The sequence below is a fragment of the Nocardia brasiliensis ATCC 700358 genome (assembly GCF_000250675.2).
Taxonomy (GTDB): Bacteria; Actinomycetota; Actinomycetes; order Mycobacteriales; family Mycobacteriaceae; genus Nocardia; species Nocardia brasiliensis_B.
The window spans coordinates 2,958,227-2,976,152 of the sequence record NC_018681.1; the positions used below are offsets into that span (position 1 = coordinate 2,958,227).

11 protein-coding genes and 1 pseudogene are annotated in these 17,926 nt (G+C 68.6%); 8 read left to right on the forward strand and 4 right to left on the reverse strand.

From position 1 onward, the window contains the following. Positions 1 to 116 precede the first annotated feature (116 nt). Both O3I_RS13340 and ppc read left to right on the forward strand, forming a co-directional pair. A complete protein-coding gene (locus O3I_RS13340; protein WP_014983451.1) occupies positions 117 to 539 on the forward strand; it encodes a VOC family protein in 423 nt (140 codons plus the stop codon). 134 nt (positions 540 to 673) lie between these two features. Further along, the gene (gene ppc / locus O3I_RS13345) at positions 674 to 3,445 is read left to right on the forward strand and encodes a phosphoenolpyruvate carboxylase (protein ID WP_014983452.1); all 2,772 of its coding nucleotides are present in this window, start codon (positions 674 to 676) and stop codon (positions 3,443 to 3,445) included. 157 nt (positions 3,446 to 3,602) lie between these two features. On the opposite strand, the gene O3I_RS13350 is transcribed toward ppc, so the two are convergent. Then, positions 3,603 to 4,514, reverse strand: a complete 912-nt coding sequence (locus O3I_RS13350) for a LysR family transcriptional regulator (protein ID WP_014983453.1) — start codon at positions 4,512 to 4,514, stop codon at positions 3,603 to 3,605. Between the two features lie 71 nt (positions 4,515 to 4,585). On the opposite strand from O3I_RS13350, the gene O3I_RS13355 reads away from it, so the two are divergent. From O3I_RS13355 to O3I_RS46275, 6 genes and pseudogenes are all read left to right on the forward strand, one after another. After that, entirely contained in the window at positions 4,586 to 6,367 is a 1,782-nt protein-coding gene (locus O3I_RS13355; RefSeq protein WP_014983454.1) for a gamma-glutamyltransferase family protein, read from the forward strand. Positions 6,368 to 6,527: 160 nt separating this feature from the next. Then, positions 6,528 to 8,162, forward strand: coding sequence for an ABC transporter substrate-binding protein (locus O3I_RS13360; RefSeq protein WP_014983455.1), 1,635 nt, complete (start codon positions 6,528 to 6,530; stop codon positions 8,160 to 8,162). A gap of 187 nt (positions 8,163 to 8,349) precedes the next feature. Then, positions 8,350 to 9,981 carry an ABC transporter substrate-binding protein gene (locus tag O3I_RS13365; RefSeq protein ID WP_014983456.1) on the forward strand — a complete coding sequence of 544 codons (1,632 nt, stop codon included), beginning with the start codon at positions 8,350 to 8,352 and terminating at the stop codon, positions 9,979 to 9,981. A 6-nt stretch (positions 9,982 to 9,987) separates the two neighbouring features. Beyond that, on the forward strand, positions 9,988 to 10,944 hold the full coding sequence (locus tag O3I_RS13370) for an ABC transporter permease (protein WP_014983457.1): 957 nt from the start codon (positions 9,988 to 9,990) through the stop codon (positions 10,942 to 10,944). Next, on the forward strand, positions 10,941 to 11,852 hold the full coding sequence (locus O3I_RS13375) for an ABC transporter permease (RefSeq protein ID WP_014983458.1): 912 nt from the start codon (positions 10,941 to 10,943) through the stop codon (positions 11,850 to 11,852). The genes O3I_RS13370 and O3I_RS13375 overlap by 4 nt, the downstream gene beginning before the upstream one ends. 13 nt (positions 11,853 to 11,865) lie before the next feature. Further along, positions 11,866 to 13,542 (forward strand): annotated as a pseudogene (locus O3I_RS46275) (dipeptide ABC transporter ATP-binding protein); the annotation flags it as partial. Between the two features lie 2,087 nt (positions 13,543 to 15,629). Here O3I_RS46275 and O3I_RS13390 read toward each other — a convergent pair. The 3 genes from O3I_RS13390 to O3I_RS13400 are packed head-to-tail and all read right to left on the reverse strand — an operon-like array spanning position 15,630 to position 17,887. Next, positions 15,630 to 16,037 carry a RidA family protein gene (locus O3I_RS13390; protein ID WP_014983460.1) on the reverse strand — a complete coding sequence of 136 codons (408 nt, stop codon included), beginning with the start codon at positions 16,035 to 16,037 and terminating at the stop codon, positions 15,630 to 15,632. A gap of 7 nt (positions 16,038 to 16,044) precedes the next feature. Continuing rightward, positions 16,045 to 16,815 (reverse strand): IclR family transcriptional regulator, encoded by a 771-nt coding sequence (locus O3I_RS13395; RefSeq protein ID WP_041562593.1) that lies wholly within the window; start codon positions 16,813 to 16,815, stop codon positions 16,045 to 16,047. A gap of 28 nt (positions 16,816 to 16,843) precedes the next feature. After that, positions 16,844 to 17,887, reverse strand: a complete 1,044-nt coding sequence (locus O3I_RS13400; protein ID WP_237748294.1) for a sugar kinase — start codon at positions 17,885 to 17,887, stop codon at positions 16,844 to 16,846. Between the last annotated feature and the right edge of the window lie 39 nt (positions 17,888 to 17,926).

The following is a 17,926-nucleotide window of genomic DNA, read 5'->3' on the forward strand; positions in this document are numbered from 1 at the left end:
ATTCGGTTCCGCGGGCCGTCCGGATCGGTGGTGGTCGGCGACTCCATACGCTTCGATGAATTCGGCAGGGCCCCGCCGTCAGTACTTTCGACCCACCTATCGAGGAGAACACGCACATGAGCAACGGCAAAGATCTCGCACTCACCCACGTCGCGCTGCTGGTCGGCGACCAGGACAAGGCGCTGGAGTTCTATCGCGACGTGGTCGGTCTCGAGCTGCGCCAGGATATGCCGTTCCCCGGCGGCCGCTGGCTCACGGTCGGTCCCGCCGGACAGCCGGGCCTGGAATTCCTGCTCGAGGTGCCCTCGATGAACCCGGATCCGGCCGCCCGCGACGCGATGCAGGCCCGGCTCGCCAACGGGGCGGCGGGCATGCTGATCTTCACCACCGAGGCGGTCGACGAGACCTTCGCCCGGCTGCGCGACGCGGGCGTCGAGGTCACCCAGGACCCGATCACCCAGCCGTACGGGATGCGGGACTGCGGTTTCCGCGACCCGTGGGGCAACCACCTGCGGTTCTCCCAGGTCTTGGCCGGATAGCGGCGGAAATCGGTGGCCCCCTTGGTGTCTCGGGGGCCGACCGGCCGGCCTTGCCCGCGGGGCGAGGGCGTCGGGGGATCGGGTGTGGGATCCGTCGCATACCACCGTCGCGCCTGCGGCAATACTGTTTGATCATGGGCGAATCGACGAGCGAGGCGCAGCAGGACGCGATCCGGCCGCTGCGCGACGACATCCGGTTTCTCGGCGGCGTCCTCGGTGACACCATCCGTGATCACGAGGGCCCCGAGGTGTTCGACCTGATCGAGCAGGTGCGGATCGAGGCGTTCCGGGTGCGGCGCGCCGAGGTCGACCGCAGCGCGGTCGCGGAGATGCTCGACGGCGTCGACATCGCGGTCGCGCTCCCGCTGATCCGCGCGTTCAGCTATTTCGTGCTGCTGGCCAATCTGGCCGAGGACATCCAGCGCGATCGTCGTCGCGCGGCGCACGAGGCCGCCGGTGAACCGCCGCAGGATTCGTCGCTGGCCGCCACCTATCGCAAGCTCGACGCCGCGGCGCTCGACGGTGCCGAGGTGGCCGACCTGCTGGCCGACGCGCTGGTGTCGCCGGTGATCACCGCGCACCCCACCGAGACCCGCCGCCGCACCGTTTTCGACGCGCAGACCAGGATCACCGAGCTGATGCGGTTGCGGCAGCGCTACACCGAAACCGAGCGGCAGCGCGCGGATTTCGAGCAGCAGATCCGTCGTCAGGTGCTCAGCCTGTGGCGCACCGCGCTGATCCGGTTGGCCCGCTTGCGGATTCAGGACGAGATTTCGGTGGGCCTGCGCTACTACGACATCACACTGTTCGACGTGATCCCCGCGATCAACGCCGAGGTGCGGGCGGCGCTGCGGTCGCGCTGGCCCGGCGTGGAACTGCTGCCGCGCCCGATCCTGCGGCCGGGCTCGTGGATCGGCGGCGACCGGGACGGAAACCCGTACGTCACCGCCGATGTGGTGCGCCAGGCCGGGCAGCAGGCGGCCACGGTGGCGTTCTCGCGCTATCTGCGCGACCTGGTCGAACTGGAGAAGGTGCTGGCGCTCTCGGTACGGCTGGTGCCGGTGACGCCGGCGGTCGCCGCATTGGCCGAGGCCGGTTATCCGGAACCGGCCACGCATGCCGACGAGCCGTATCGTCGTGCGCTGCATCGTATCCGGGGACGGCTGACCGCTACGGCGGTGCGTGCGCTCGGAGAGGTACCGGCGGACGGTCTCGACGTCGGCGCCGAGCCGTATCGAACCCCGCAGGATGTGCTGGACGATCTCGACGCCGTCGACGCTTCGCTGCGGGCCAGTGGTGACGACCTGCTAGCCGATCACCGGCTGGCCGCGTTGCGGCATGCGATCGAGACCTTCGGGTTCCACCTGCAAGGGCTGGACATGCGGCAGAACTCGGAGATCCACGAGCAGGTGGTGGCTGAGCTGCTGGCCTGGGCCGGGGTGCACGCCGACTACGCGAGCCTGTCCGAGCCCGAGCGGGTGGAGCTGCTGGCCGCGGAGCTGCGGACCAGGCGCCCGCTGCTCGGCCCGCACGCCAGGCTCAGCGAGCTGGCTCGCAAGGAAGTCGACATCGTCTGTGCCGCACGGGATGTGGTGAGCACCTTCGGGAGCGAGGCGGTGCCCAACTACATCATCAGCATGTGCACCTCGGTCAGCGACATGCTGGAGGCGGCGCTGCTGCTGAAGGAGGGCGGGCTGCTCGATCCGGGCGAGCCGGACGGGCCGCCGAGCTGTGCGGTGGGCATCGTCCCGCTGTTCGAGACGATCGAGGATCTCGCCGCCGGGGCGGCGACACTGTCTGCGGCGCTGGATGTTCCGGTCTACCGGGACCTGGTCGCCGCGCGCGGGATGCGCCAGGAGGTGATGCTCGGCTACTCCGATTCCAACAAGGACGGCGGATATCTGGCCGCCAACTGGGCGCTGTACCGGGCCGAGCTCGAGCTGGTCGAGGTGGCGCGCAAGTCCGGTATCCGGCTGCGGCTCTTCCACGGTCGCGGCGGCACGGTGGGCCGCGGCGGCGGCCGCAGCTACGACGCCATCCTCGCCCAACCCGCGGGCGCGGTGCGCGGTGCGCTGCGGCTGACCGAGCAGGGCGAGGTGATCGCGGCCAAGTACGCCGAACCCGGTGCGGCGCATCGCAACCTGGAGTCGCTGATCGCGGGCACGCTGGAATCGACGCTGCTAGACGTGGAAGGCCTCGGCCCGGACGCGGAGCCCTCCTACGAACTCATGGACGAACTCGCCGAGCGCGCCCGCGCCGCCTACGCCCGGCTGGTGCACGACACTCCGGGCTTTGTCGAGTACTTCCGTCAGTCCACCCCGGTCGCCGAGGTCGGCGATCTGAACATCGGCAGCAGGCCCGCCTCGCGCAAGCCGACGAACTCGGTCGCGGACCTGCGCGCCATCCCGTGGGTGATGTCCTGGAGCCAGGCCAGGGTGATGCTGCCCGGCTGGTACGGCACCGGCACGGCGCTGGAGGAATGGATCGGCGACGATCCGCAGCGCCTCGCGACGCTCACCGACCTGTACGAGCGCTGGCCGTTCTTCCGCACCGTGCTGTCGAATCTGGCGCAGGTGCTGGCCAAGAGCGATCTCGCTATCGCGGCGCGCTACGCGGAACTGGTGGACGACGTCGCGTTGCGCGAGCAGATCTTCGGGATGATCAAGGACGAGCACGCCCGGACCATCCGCATGCACGCCGCGGTCACCGGCAACGACCATCTGCTCGCGGACAACCCGTCACTGGCCGAATCGATCCACAACCGCTTCCCGTACCTGGAGCCGCTGAACCAGATGCAGGTCCAACTGCTGCGCAGGCTCCGCGCCGGCGACGACTCCGAGTTGGTGAAGCGTGGCATCCTGCTGACCATGAACGGCCTCGCCACCGCCCTGCGCAACTCGGGTTAGGCACCTGCGCGCCCCCGGACTGCACGGCCCGCGTCGCGGTGGTTCGCGCACCGGTTTCGTGTTCCCGCACCCGCTGTGGCCGGTCGTAGCGGGTGCGCGAACGCGGAAGTGGTGCGGGAGGTCAGAAGGGGTGCGAGAGCCCGGCGGCGGGACGGGCTCAGGCGGGCGATTTGGTGGGGGTCCGCACCGCCGCGGCTTGGGTCAGGGTGGTTTCGACGAAGGCTTGGGCTGCCGCGGTCAAGGGTCCGCTGCGATAGACCAGCCACTGGGGCAGCTGTTCGGGCGGGGAGAACCGGTAGACCGCGGCGCCGGCCCGGCAGGCCAGGTCGTGCCACCCGTCGGGCATGAGGCCGGCGCCGATGCCGCGCAGCACCATCGGCAGCACCACGCTGCGGTCGCTCACCTCGGCGACGATGCGCAGATCGCCGACGGTCGCGGCGAGCCGGTCGAAGCGGGCGCGGACCGCGGTGGCCGGCGGCGGCAGCACGAAGCTCATGCCGCGCAGATCTTTCGGCGCCACGGTGCCGTCCGTGCCGATCTCGGTACCCGGCGGCGCGACGAGCAGGAACTGTTCGTCGCGCAGGTGATGGGCCACCAAACCCTGTCCGGCGGGCCGCTCCGCGCTGCCGCACACACCCGCCTCGCAGCGTCCGCGCAACACCATGGCGACCACCTCGGCGGCGGACAGCGCGGACCAGGTGCCGACCGTCACGCCGGGGTGATGCTCGCGTAGCGCGGCTATGGTGCCGATCACCGGCTCCAAGGTGGAGGATGAGGTGGCCGCCACATCCACCCGACCGACGACACCAGCGCCGACGGCCTGGGCGGCTGCGCGCAGCGCGTCCAGATCGCGCAGCACCTGCCGTGCGCGGTCGACCATCAGCTGGCCCGCGTTGCTCAGCACGGCATTGCGGCCGACCCGGTGGAACAGCGGCACTTCCAGCTCGCGCTCGAGCTTGCCGATGGCCCGCGACAGCGACGGCTGGGCTACCCGTAGCGCCCGTGCGGCGTGCGTGAATCCACCGTGCTCGACGATCGCGACGAAGTACTCGAGCTGCTGGCGTTCCATAACCATAGGCTATCGGTTTGGTGCAATAGATGTCTTGGACGTAACCAAGATCGTCGGGTGATACTCATCAGGTGTTCACCACGCGACCGACCCTGCAGGGCACCTTCGGGATGGTGTCGTCCACCCACTGGCTCGCCTCCGCCGCCGCCATGGCGGTGCTCGAGGACGACGGCAACGCTTTCGACGCGGCGGTCGCCGCGGGTTTCGTGTTGCATGTGGTCGAGCCGCATCTGAACGGCCCGGCCGGTGAGGTGCCGATCATCCTCGCGCCCGCCGGCCTGCCGCCCCGGGTGCTCTGCGGTCAGGGTCCGGCGCCCGCCGCCGCGACGATCGCGCGCTACAACGCCCTCGGTCTCGATCTGGTGCCCGGCACCGGCCCGCTCGCCGCCGCCGTGCCCGGCGCGTTCGACGCCTGGATGCTGCTGCTGCGCGACCACGGCACCAAGCGCCTGTCCGAGGTGCTGTCGTTCGCGATCTGGAACGCCGAGCGCGGCCACCCGGCGGTGGAGCGGGTCGGCGAGACCGTCTCGACGGTCGCCGAGCTGTTCGAGCACGAGTGGACCACCTCCGCCGAGCTCTACCTGCGTGACGGAAAGCCGCCCGCCGCGGGCGCGTTGCTGCGCAACCCGGTGCTGGCCGCCACCTGGCGCCGCCTGATCGCCGAAGCCGAGGCGGCGAGCAGCGACCGGGAAGGCCAGATCGAGGCCGCGCGCAAGATCTGGCGCGAGGGGTTCATCGCGGAGGCGTTGGTCGCGGCCAGCGACCGCCCGACCATGGACACCTCGGGCGAGCGGCACGTCGGCACCCTGACCGGTGACGACCTCGCGAACTTCACTGCGTCGTATGAAAATCCGGTGACCTACACCTGGAATGGCTGGACCGTGGCCAAGCCGGGACTGTGGAGCCAGGGTCCGGTGTTCCTGCAGCAGTTGGCATTGCTGCCGAACCGGCTCGAATACGGCACGCCGGAGTACTACCACACTCTCATCGAAGGCTCGAAACTGGCGATGGCCGATCGAGAGGCGTGGTACGGGGACAGCGCACAGGTGTCGATGTCGACACTGCTTTCTCCTTGGTACAACGCACAACGCAGTGCGCTGATCGGGCCGCAGGCCTCCTTCGAGCTGCGTCCCGGCAGCCCGGACGGCCTGCGGCCCCGACTCAGTGGCTATGTCCAGACGAATTCCGTTGGCGCGACCGAGGTTCCGCTCGGCGCGGGCGAACCGACGGTCGCCACCTCCGGCGCCACCAAGGGCGACACCTGTCAGGTCGATATCGTCGACCGCTGGGGCAACATGATCGCGGCGACGCCCAGCGGTGGCTGGTTGCAGTCCAATCCCGTTGTGCCCGAACTGGGTTTCCCGCTCGGCACCCGACTACAGATGTCCTGGCTGGAGCCGGGACTACCGAATTCGCTGCAGCCGGGCCGTCGTCCGCGCACCACGCTCAGCCCCTCGATGGCGTTGCGCGACGGGGAAGCCGTGATGGCGTTCGGCACGCCGGGCGGCGATCAGCAGGATCAGTGGAGCGTGCATTTCTTCCTGTCGGTGGTGCTGCGTGAGCGCGTGCGCGGCGGGCTGGATCTGCAGGGCGCGATCGACGCGCCGAACTGGCACCAGGAAAGCTTCCCCGGGTCGTTCTATCCCCGCGCGATGAGCCCGGGTGCGGTGTTCGTCGAGTCCCGGATGGATCCGGAGGTGATCGCGGACCTGGAACGACGGGGCCACCAGGTCAACGTGGGGCCGCCGTGGTCGGAGGGCCGGTTGTGCGCGGTGGCCCGTGATCCCGAGGCCGGGGTCCTTTCCGCGGGCGCCAATCCGCGCGGCATGCAGGGCTACGCCGCGGGGCGATAACTCAACACGTCATGAAAATAGCGGTCCGGCACAGCCGGACCGCTATTTTTCGTGCCATTCTTTCGCCCGCGTGGTTTCCCGCCGCTACCGCCGGGAGAACAATGTACGAAAAGGAATGGTGGGTGCGAAAAATTCGGCGTATTGAAGTATCTTGTAGCGCATGCTCGCTCGCTTCACACGGATGATCGTGCTCGGCGTCACCGCCGCCGCGCTCGCTTCCTGCGCACCGGTACAGCATCCCGCTGGAACCGCAACGCATACAGACGATTTCGGCACGCCCGTGGGTACGCAGCAGGTCCGCGACGGCGGTGCCCTGGTGATGGGCCTGTCCAACGAACCCGACAAGCTCGACCCGACCACCTCCAGCTCCCTCTACACCCGCTACGTCATGAGCTCGATCTGCGAGAAGCTCTACGACAACGACTCCGCGGGCAAGCTGGTGCCGCAGCTGGCGACCGCGCTGCCGACCATCTCCGAGGACGGCCTCACCGTCACCATCCCGGTGCGCACCGGCATCCAATTCGCCGACGGCACACCGTTCGACGCCGCCGCCGTGCAGACCAGCCTGCAGCGGCACCAGACGATGAAAACCTCGCAGCGAGCCAGCGAAATGGGGCCGATCGCGGGCATCGAGGTGGCCGATCCGGCGCACGTGGTGGTCAAGTTCAAGAAGCCGTTCGCGCCGTTCACCGCGGCCCTGGCCGACCGCGCGGGCATGATCATGTCGCCCGCCGCGCTGGCCAAGGACGAGGGCAAGAACTTCGCCGATCACCCGGTCTGCGTCGGGCCGTTCAAGTTCGTGAAGCGGGTGCCGCAGACCTCCATCGAGGTGGTCCGCGACCCGCTGTACTACGACGCGAAGAAGGTGCGCCTGGACAAGGTCACCTATCGGATCATCACCGACGCCAATATCCGTGCGGCGAACCTGCGTTCGGGCGATATCCAGGTCGCCGACACGATCTCGCCGCAGGATGTGGACGCGCTGGCCAAGGACCCGGATCTGCGGCTGCTGCAATCGGGTTCGCTCGGTTTCTACGGCGCCTACATCAATATCGGCAACGTCGACGGTGTGGGTAAGCCGACCAAGCAGATCGATACCCCGATCGCGAAGGATCCACGGATCCGGCAGGCGTTCTCGCTGGCCACCGACCGTAAGACGCTGGTGGACACCGTCTTCAACAACTGGTTCGAACCGGCCTGCTCGGGCATCGTGCCGGGCAGTACCTACGCGACCGAGGCCGGGATCGCCTGCCCCGCCTACGATCCGGAGCGGGCCAAGCAACTGCTGACCGAGGCGGGCGTGCAGCTGCCGTACACGGTGACCATGCAGGTCACCAACACCCCGGATCAGCTGCGCTACGCGCAGGCCTGGCAGGCGAGCCTGGCCGAGGGCGGATTCGATCTGAAGATCGTGCCCACCGAATACGCGACCCTGCTCGACGTGCAGAAGCGCGGTACCTACGAGATCCTGTACCTGGGCTGGTCGGGCCGGCTCGACCCGGACGCGAACATCACCAAATTCCTCACCACCGGCTCGAACGGCAATTACGCCGGATACAGCAATCCCGAGCTGGACGAGTTGTTCGGAAAGGCCGCGCGCAGCACCGATCCCGCGCAGCGCGCCGAGCTGTACGGCAAGACGACCGCGCTGATCCAGCAGGACAACCCGTACGTCTACACCTATCGCATCCGCGTGCTGACGGTGCATTCGAAGCAGGTGACCGGCATCGAGGCGTACCAGGACGGCGTGGTGCGGCTCGGCAAGGCCGCCTTCGTCGCAGGCGGGAAAAGCTGAACAGTCGAATCGGGGGACGCTAGCTTCACCTGTTTCAGGAAATAGCGGTCCGGCAAACGCCGGATCGCTGTTTTCCGTACCATTCTTTTCGGCTCGGCCGATTTCATCCGATGACCATAATGAGAACAATGTACAAAAAGGAATAGAGAGTGAGAAAAGTGCAACAAGGTGAAGTATCTTGTAGCGCATGCTCGCTCGCTTCACACGGATGGCGATCCTCGGCGTGGTAGCCGTCGCGCTCGCATCCTGTGCATCGCCGCAACCCGTCACCCCGATCGTCACGCACGTCGACGACTACGGCACGCCGGTCGGCTCGCAGCCGGTCCGCGAGGGTGGCGACCTCATCATGGGTCTGTCGAACGATCCGGACAAGCTCGATCCGACCACGTCCAGCTCGCTCTACATGCGCTACGTGATGAGCACGATCTGCGAGAAGCTCTACGACAACGATTCCTCCGGAAATCTGGTGCCGCAGTTGGCGACCGCGCTGCCGACCATCTCCCCGGACGGCTTGTCGGTGACCATTCCGGTGCGCACCGGCATCGAATTCGCCGACGGCACACCGTTCAACGCCGCCGCGGTGAAGACCAGCCTGGAGCGTCACCTCACGATGCCGGGTTCGCAGCGCACCGGTGAGATGGGCCCGATCAGCGAGATCGACACCGAGGATTCCTCGCACGTGGTGATCCGGTATCACCAGCCGTTCGCGCCGATCACCGCGGCGCTCGCCGACCGCGCGGGCATGATCATGTCACCCGCCGCGTTGAAGGAGGCGGGCAACAACTTCGGCGACAACCCGGTGTGCGTCGGGCCGTTCAAGTTCGTCAAGCGGGTGCCGCAGACCTCGATCGCCGTGGCCCGCGATCCGCTGTACTACGACGCGAAGAACGTGCACTTCGACAGCATCACCTACCGGATCATGCCGGATGCCAAGATGCGCGCGCAGAGCCTGCGCGCCGGTGACATCCAGGTCGCCGACACGATGTCCCCGGACGATATCGACGCCCTGTCGAAAATGCCGCAGTTGCGGGTGCTGCAATCGGGATCGTTCGGTTTCCAAGGGCTCTATATCAACATCGGCAATGTCGACGGCGCGGGCAAGCCGGTCAAGCAGATCAACACCCCGATCGCGCGCGATGCCAAGGTGCGGCAGGCGCTTTCGCTGAGCATCAACCGGGAAGCCCTGGTCGACAAGGCCTTCCACAACTGGTACGAGCCCGCGTGTACCCCGATCGCGCCGCGCACCTCCTACGCCACCAAGGCGAGCACGGTATGCCCGACCTTCGATCCACAGCGCTCCCGCGAGCTGCTCGCCGAAGCGGGCGTGCAGATTCCGTATCCGGTGACGATGCAGGTGATGAACGTCGCCGATCAGCTCGAGTACGCCCAGGAGATGCGCGCGGTCGTCGCGGAGGGGGGATTCGACCTCAAGCTCGTGCCCGCCGAATACTCCAGCATGCTGGACGCGCAGAAGAAGGGCACCTACGAGATCCTGTATCTCGGCTGGTCGGGCCGACTCGACCCGGACGGCAACACTTCTCGCTTCCTGACCACCGGTTCGTCCGGTAACTACAGCGGATTCAACTCATCGACCCTGGACGATCTGCTCGGCTGGGCCGCGCACAGCACCAGCGCCGCGCAACGCGGCGCGCTGTACGAGCAGGCGGTACGGCTCATCCAGCGGGAGAACCCCTATATCTACACCTACCGTCTGCGTAACCTCACCGTGCACTCGACCTGGGTGACCGGCATCGAGGTATACGCCGACGACACGGTGCGGCTTGGCAAGGCCGCATACGTCGCTGATCGGAAGGGCTGAAAACCCATGCTGCAGTACGTGTTCCATCGGCTATGGCAGTCCGCCGTCACGCTGGTGCTCGCCTCGATGGTGGTCTTCGCCGGCGTGCGGGCGCTGCCCGGCGATCCGGCCACCACGATGGCGGGCGAGGACGCGAATCCGGAGGCCATCGCCGCGGTTCGCGCCGATCTCGGCTTGGACAAGTCGGTGTTCGCGCAATACATCGAGTTCGTGAAGCATTCGGCCACCGGTGATTTCGGGCGTTCGATCCGCACCGGCACCCCCGTACGCGACATGATCGGCACCACCCTGCCGGTGACCTTCCAGCTGGCCGTCTACGCCATGCTCATCGCGGTGCTGGCCGGCGTGATCGGCGGCGTGATCGCCGCGGTGTACCGCGGCCGCTGGCCGGAGTGGGCCGCCAACGGCTTCTCCCTGGTCGCCCTGTCGGTGCCCACCTTCTGGGTCGGCATCCTCGCCGTGCTGTACCTCTCGGTGCAGCTGAACTGGTTCCCGGCCTCGGGATATGTGTCCCCGCTGGAACATCCGCTGCGGGGCATCTACTTCCTGACCCTGCCCGCGCTGATCCTGGGTCTCGCGCACGCGGCGGTGGTGCAGCGCCAGACCCGCTCGTCCATGGTGGAGACGCTCACCGCCGACTTCGTGCGCACGGCGCGGGCCAAGGGCCTGGGCCGCGGCGCGGTGATCTTCCGCTTCGGCCTGCGCAACAGCCTGATCGTGGTGACCACCATCGTCGGCTTGCAGCTCGGCGGGCTCATCGCGGGCGCGGTGGTCACCGAACGCATCTTCAGCCTGCCCGGCATGGGCAAGCTCACCCTCGACTCGGTGTTCACCCGCGACTATCCGGTGATCCAGGCGGTCGTGCTGGTCATCGCCGCCGCCTACATCGTGATCAATCTGCTGGTCGACGTGCTGTACACGGTGATCGACCCCCGCGTTCGAGTGTCCGGGAGGGCGCAATGACAGTCACCGAACCCCGCCCCACCGTCACCGACACCGGGCCCGCGCCCGCCGTGGCGACACCGCCGCTGACCGCGGTGCGCGGGCGCGTGCTGCGCCAGCTGTGGGGCAACCCGCTCGGCATGGTCGGCGCGGTGCTGCTGCTGATCGTGATCTTCGTCGGGGTGTTCGCGCCGCTGCTCGCCCCGTACTCGCCCGCCGAGGTGCACTTCTCGACCCCGTTCCAGCAGCCCGGCACCGTCGGATTCGCCTTGGGCACCGACGATCTCGGCCGCGACATCCTGTCCCGCGTGCTCTACGGCACCCGCGCCTCGCTCGAGGTCGGCGTGCTCTCGGTGCTGTGCGCGGTGATCATCGGCGTGCCGTTCGGCCTGCTCGCCGGGTACTGGCGCGGGTTCGACATGGTGCTGTCGCGGGTCTCCGACGTGCTGCTCGCGTTCCCGTTCGTCATCCTGGCGGTGGGGCTCACCGCCATCAACGGCGGCGGACTCACCGACGCGGCGATCGCGCTCGGCATCGCGCAGGTGCCGGTGATGATGCGGGTGGTGCGCGCGGAGACGTTGCGGCTCAAGGAAACCGACTTCGTGCTCGCCGCCCAGGCCATGCACGTCGGGCCGCTGCGCATCCTCGGCCAGCACATCCTGCCCAACTCGCTGGCCCCGATCATCGTGCAGGCCACGGTGATCATGCCGACCGCGGTGCTCGGCGAGGCGATCCTGTCGTTCCTCGGGCTCGGCATCAAACCGCCCGCGCCCAGCCTGGGCATCATGCTGTCGGACGCGCAGCAGTACCTGCTCCGCACGCCGTGGCCCGGCATCTTCCCCGGTGTGGCACTGGCGATCATCTGCTTGGGATTCAACCTCTTCGGCGACGCCCTGCGGGACGCGCTCGACCCGAAGACAAGGCGCTGAGGGAAAAACGACTATGACACAACCACTACTCGAGGTCAGTGCGTTGCGCGTGGCCTTCGGGGACACGACCGCCGTGCACGGCGCGGATCTGGTCATCCAGCCAGGCGAGCGGGTCGCCGTGGTCGGCGCGTCCGGCTCGGGGAAATCGACACTGGCACACGCGATCATGGGTCTGCTGCCCGGCGCGGGCCGGGTCACCGGCGGCACCCTGCGGTGGCGCGGCGAGGACATCACGCACGCGGACGAGAAGCGACTACGCAAGCTGCGCGGCCGCGAGATCGGACTCGTCCCGCAGGACCCTATGTCGAACCTGAACCCGGTGTCGCGGGTCGGTCGCCAGGTATCGGAAACCCTGCTGGCACACCGGCTCTGCTCGCGTCGCGAGGCGAAGGGGCGGGCCATCGAACTGCTCGGCCAGGCCGGGCTGCCCGAACCCGCGCGCCGCGCCCGGCAGTACCCGCACGAGTTCTCCGGCGGTATGCGCCAGCGCGCGCTGATCGCGATCGGCCTGGCTTGCCGGCCGGACCTGCTCATTGCCGACGAGCCGACCTCGGCCCTGGACGTCACCGTGCAGCGGCAGATCCTGGACCACCTGGAGAAGCTGACCCAGGAACTCGGTACCGCGTTGCTACTGGTGACCCACGACCTCGGGCTGGCTGCCGAGCGGGCCGACCGGGTCATCGTGATGTCGGACGGGCGGATCGTCGAGACCGGACCGGCCCGGCAGGTGCTGACCGAACCGCAGGAGGAGTACACGCAGCGATTGGTCGCGGCCGCGCCCGCGCTGATCGGACCGCGGCGCGATGAGGGCGTCGCAGTCGGCAGCGTGGACACCGACGAGACGGCCGGCGATACGGCGTCCGCGCTCGCCGACGGGGAGACCGCCTCGCGCAACGGTGTCGCCCCAACCGGCAAGTCCGCCAAGACTTCTCCGATCCTGGAGGTCTCGCACATCAGCAAGGAGTACCGGATCCGCGGGCGCGGCGGGGTGCTCAAGGCGGTGGACGACGTATCGTTCACGATCGAGCGCGGGCGCACCACGGCGATCGTCGGCGAATCGGGATCGGGCAAGACCACGACCGCGCGGATGGTGCTCGGCCTGGTGCCGGTGACCGCGGGCACCGTGCGGTTGGACGGCGCCGAACTCGGTGGGCTGCGCGGCGCGCAACTGCGTGCGGCGCGGCGTGCGATGCAGCCGGTGTTCCAGGATCCGTACGCCTCGCTGGATCCGATGTGGACCGTGGAGAAGCTGATCACCGAGCCGCTGCGGGCCTTCGGGGTCGGCGATCGCGCGTCCCGGCGGGCGCGGGTCGCCGAGCTGCTCGAGCAAGTCGCACTGCCCGTGGCGGTCGCGCACCGCTATCCGAACGAGCTGTCCGGCGGGCAGCGCCAGCGCGTGGCCATCGCCCGCGCGCTGGCCGTCGGATCGCCGCTGGTGGTCTGCGACGAAGCCGTGTCCGCGCTGGACGTGCTCGTGCAGGACCAGATCCTGACCCTGCTCTCCTCGCTGCAACAGCAGCTAGGCGTCAGCTACCTGTTCATTTCGCACGACCTCGCGGTCGTGCGGGCCGTCGCGCACGACGTCCTCGTCATGCGCAACGGCAAGGTCGTCGAACAGGGCCCGGTCGAGAAGGTCCTCTCCACCCCGTCCGACCTCTACACCCGCCAGCTCCTCGACGCGATCCCCGGCGTCAGCCTGGTCGACGACATCGACCTCGGCGAGCTTCCCTCCCTCGAGGAGGCGGCGGCCGCAGTCGTCTCCGAAGAGGAGGCTGACGTTGCCGCGTTCTCGGCGGAAGAGGCTGTCGCCGAAGCGGATTCGGCACAGGGTACGGCCGCGGTCGTCCCGGCGGAGAGTGACGCCGAGTCGGATTCGGTCGCGGTGGTGCCGGACGAGGATGCTGCCCCAGCGGACGAGCCCGCCGCCGAGGTGAAGCCCACCGAGGCATCGACCGCCGTGACCGAAAAGGTCGTCCCCGAGGTCGACTCGGCCAAAGCCGCCGCCCTCGCCAAACTCGAAGAAGCCTTCGCCGAAGACGTCCCGGCCGACGGTGCCGCCGCAGAGCCGGAAGCGCCTGCCACCGACCACGTGTCGGCGAACGGCACCGCCGGACCTGACGCCGCAGTGGTTGCGACGCCCACGATTGGGGTGGAAAACGGTGCGGCTTCGGCCGAGTCCGGTTCGACCGCCGTCGCGGCTGGGTCCGCCAAAGAGGTTGCGGCGGAAAATGGTTCGGCTACCGTGGTCGAGTCCGACGAGGCGGACACGGCTGCCGAGCCAGCGCAGGCCCCTGCTGCTGCTGACCTTCCCGCTGAGAGCGTCGCTGTTGAGGGCGAAGCGTCGGGCGTGGGTCGCACCGAGCCGGAGGTTGCTGCGGCGGAGAACGGGGTCGGCCGCGCTGAGACCGGCACCGCCACCGATGCGGCTGAAGCTGCTGTCGCCGAGTCGGTTTCGGTGACGTCCACCGAAAAAGCCGCCGGGCACAACGCGGTGGATGCTGCGGAGGCGGTCGCGCCTGCCGAGTCCGGTGCGGAGACGGTTTCGGCGTCGGCAGTTGGTACCGACCCGCACGTCGCGGCAGAACCTGTCGCGGTGAATGGTGACGCGGCGACTGAGCCCGGCGCGGCGGTAGTCGAGGAGACCACTGCCGAGGCTGCTGCGGATGAAAAGTCCACGAGCGCCGATCCTTCCGGTACTCCTGAGGCCGTGGCCGGTGGTGCGGCTGTGGTCGAGGAATCGTCCACGGAAGCCGAGGGCGCTGAAAAGGCCACGGGGGCGGATGTTTCCGGTGCTCCCGAGGTAGCGGCCCTGGCCGGCGGTGCGGCTGCGGCAGCCGGTGGTGCGGCTGCGAAGAAGGCTGCGGGTGGGCGTGCCCCACGCAAGGCCGCGGCGGCGAAGAAGACCACGGCGACGGGGACTGCGCGAAAGGCGGCCCCGGCCAAGAAGACTGCCGTGGCAAAGAAGACGGCGGCGAAGAAAGCGACCGCGACAGGTGCTGCCGCATCAGCGGGCGCGACCGGCGCTGCCGCGGCACCCACCGCGCCCGAATCCGCGGGAGCCGCAGCAGCGACGACATCTGCGGCAGCGGCCGAACCGTCGGCAGCGTCCGAATCGGCGGCAACCACGTCGGCGGCGGCAACCAAGTCGACTGGCGCAGCGAAGTCGACCGGTGCGGCGAAGAAGACAGCCGCAGCGAAGAAGACCACTGCGGCAAAGAAGTCCACGGCGACGGGTGCGGCCAAGACGACCGCTGCCACCAAATCTGCCGGTGCGACCAAGTCCGCCGGCGCAACCAAATCGGCTGGTGCAGCTAAGAAGACCGCGGCCGCAAAAAAGACTCCCGCAGCAAAGAAGACCCCCGCGAAAAAGGCCGCAGCACCCGCAGCCGAAAAGCCGGCTTCCCCCGGCGACCCTAAGGAGGCTGCCTCCCCAGGCAGCGGGTCACCCACGGAAGCCTGAGGGCCGGACCGGCCCGACCCGCCGCACGAGCGGGTCGGACCGGTCGGGTCGGCTACCGAAAACATCCGGGGCCGAGCGTGTTCCCAGCGACGAGCCGTGGGACGGCAAGGGATTACAACAGCCGGCCGATCCGGCTCGACCATGGAAAGCTGAGGTCGACTCCTGCGCGACCGGCTGGCCTGGCCCGGTTGGACCGGTTGGGCCCGGCTCGAGTGGCCGGGTCAGGCTCGACCGGCTGGCTCCGGTTGGACCGGCTCGGTTGGACCGGCCGATCCGGCTCGACCGGCCGGGGAGCTGGTCGAGCCGGACAGAAGGACCTATTCGGTGACGATGGCGATCGCGTCGATCTCGACCAGCATTTCGGCGCGTGGGAGACCGGTGAAGACGGTGGTGCGGCTGGGGAGGACGTCGCCGGTGGTGTTGGCGGTGACGAATTCGCCGTACGCCTCGTTCATCGCGGCGAAGTCGTCGCGGGTGGTCAGGTAGACGCGCAGCATGACCACGTCATCGAACGTCGCACCGCTCGCGTCGATGATCGCTTTCACGTTCTGCAGGGTCCGGATCGTCTGTGCCGCAACGTCGCCGGGGAACAGGTATTCGTTGCTGACCGGGTCCACCGGACCCTGTCCAGAGACCTGCACGAACGGTCCCTTGCGCACGCCCTGGGAGAAGGTGTGCGCGGGCGCGGGTGCATCGGTGGTGCGGACGGCGATCTTTTCACTCATGGAACAGTTAGCCTTTCGTTGCGGTGGGGGTGCGGCTGGGTGCCCAGCCGAGTTCGGCGGAGATGGCGTCGGCGGCCGCGCGCACGCGGGGTAGTTCGGCCAACACCTGGTCGTGGTCGAGGAGCATGTCCGGCACTGACATCGAGACCGCGGCGACGACCGCCCCGGTGCCGTTGCGCACGGGCACGCCGATGCAGTTCACGAAGCTCTCGTGTTCTTCGTGGTCTTCCGCATAGCCCAGGGCGGCAACCTTTTCCAGTTCGATCAGGTACCGCTCGGGGGTGCGGATGGTGCGTTCGGTGAACGGGTGATAGTCGAGTTTCTCGGCGATCACCCGCCATTCGGCGCGGGGCAGCGACGAGATGAGCACCTTGCCGACGGCGGTGCAGTGCAGCGGCGCGGGCCTGCCGACCCGGGAGTACATCCGCACGCTCTGGGTGGCGTCGAGCTTGTCGATGTAGACGACCTCACCGGATTCGTAGGTGGCGAGGTGGATGGTCTGCCTGGTGTCGGCGTTCAACGCGCTCAGATGCGGCCGAGCCAGGGTGCGCACGTCGCGCTGTTCCAATGTGCGGTTGGCGAGTTCGAACAGCCGCGACCCCAGCATGTAGCGGTGCTGGCTGTCGTGGGTGACGAAGCGCTGCGCCTCCATCGTCTGGAGTAACCGCAGCACGGTCGACTTGTGCACGCCGAGCTGGGTGGCCAGCTGGTCCAGCGACCGCGAATCCTCGCCGAGCGCAACCAGAATGGTCAAGGCACGCGACAAACTCTGACTCATGACGGCGTCTCACAGACTCTAGGGTGGTTCACAGGACCACATTCTCGATGACGGTCTCGTTGTAATGCAGTTCGGCCCAACCTTTTTCGTCCAGGCCGGCGAGCCGTTCCAGGACCGAGGGGTGGGGTAGCTCGGCGCCGTCGCCGGTGCCGGTGAGTGCGGCGGCAGCGCACAGGTGCCCGAAGCGCAGCCGCTGGCCGAGCGGCCTGCCGTGCAGCAGGGCCGCGAGGTAGCCGCCCGCGAACGCGTCGCCCGCGCCGATCCGCTCGGTGACCTCCAGGCCGAGCGCGGGCACTTCGACGCGTTCGGCCCCCGCGAATCCGGTGACGGTGTGCTCGTCGTTCTTGACGATGAGCTGCGCGGGTTCCGGGAACTGGGCCCGCAGTGCGTCGGGATCGCCGGTGCCGAAGACGGCGGCGGCCTCGTCGGCGCCGAGGAACACCACGTCGCTGCCGCGGACGTGTCGCGCGAGCACCTCCGCGGCCAGATCGAGTCGCTGTGCCCACAGCGCGGGACGGAAGTTGAGATCGAAGCTCACCAGCCGGCCGTTGCGGGGGAGGGCGAGCAAAGCCTCGGTGAGCTCGGTCGTCGAATCGGACAGTGCCGTGGTGATCCCGGTGAAGTGCACCAGGTCGCAGTGGGCGAGCAAGCGGGCCGCGGCGGTCGCGCCGAGGTCGGCGGGCGACATCGCGCTGGCCGCGGAGCCGGTGCGGTAGTACAGCATGCGGCTGGCGCGTTCGGCGAGGTCGGTCGCCTTGCCGGAACCACTGCCGCGCTCTTTGACGTACACCGCGGTCGGCCGGGTCGGATCGGTGACGACCGCCGACACGTCGACGCCGCGCGCCGCGAGGTGGGCGATCAGGTATCGGCCGAAGCCGTCGCTGCCGATCCGCGACAGCCAGGCGGTGTCGACCCCCAGTTGCGGCAGCACGGTGGCCACGTTCGCTTCGGCGCCGCCCGCGGTCCGCTCGAAGGTGTCCGACTCTTCCAGCGGACCCGGCTGTGCCACCAGCACGGCGAGTCCCTCGCCGACGGTCACCGCTCGTGGGCGGGTCGACGTAGGCCACGTCACACCGATCTCCTTCCTGTGCTTGCGGCCAGAGGCCATCCC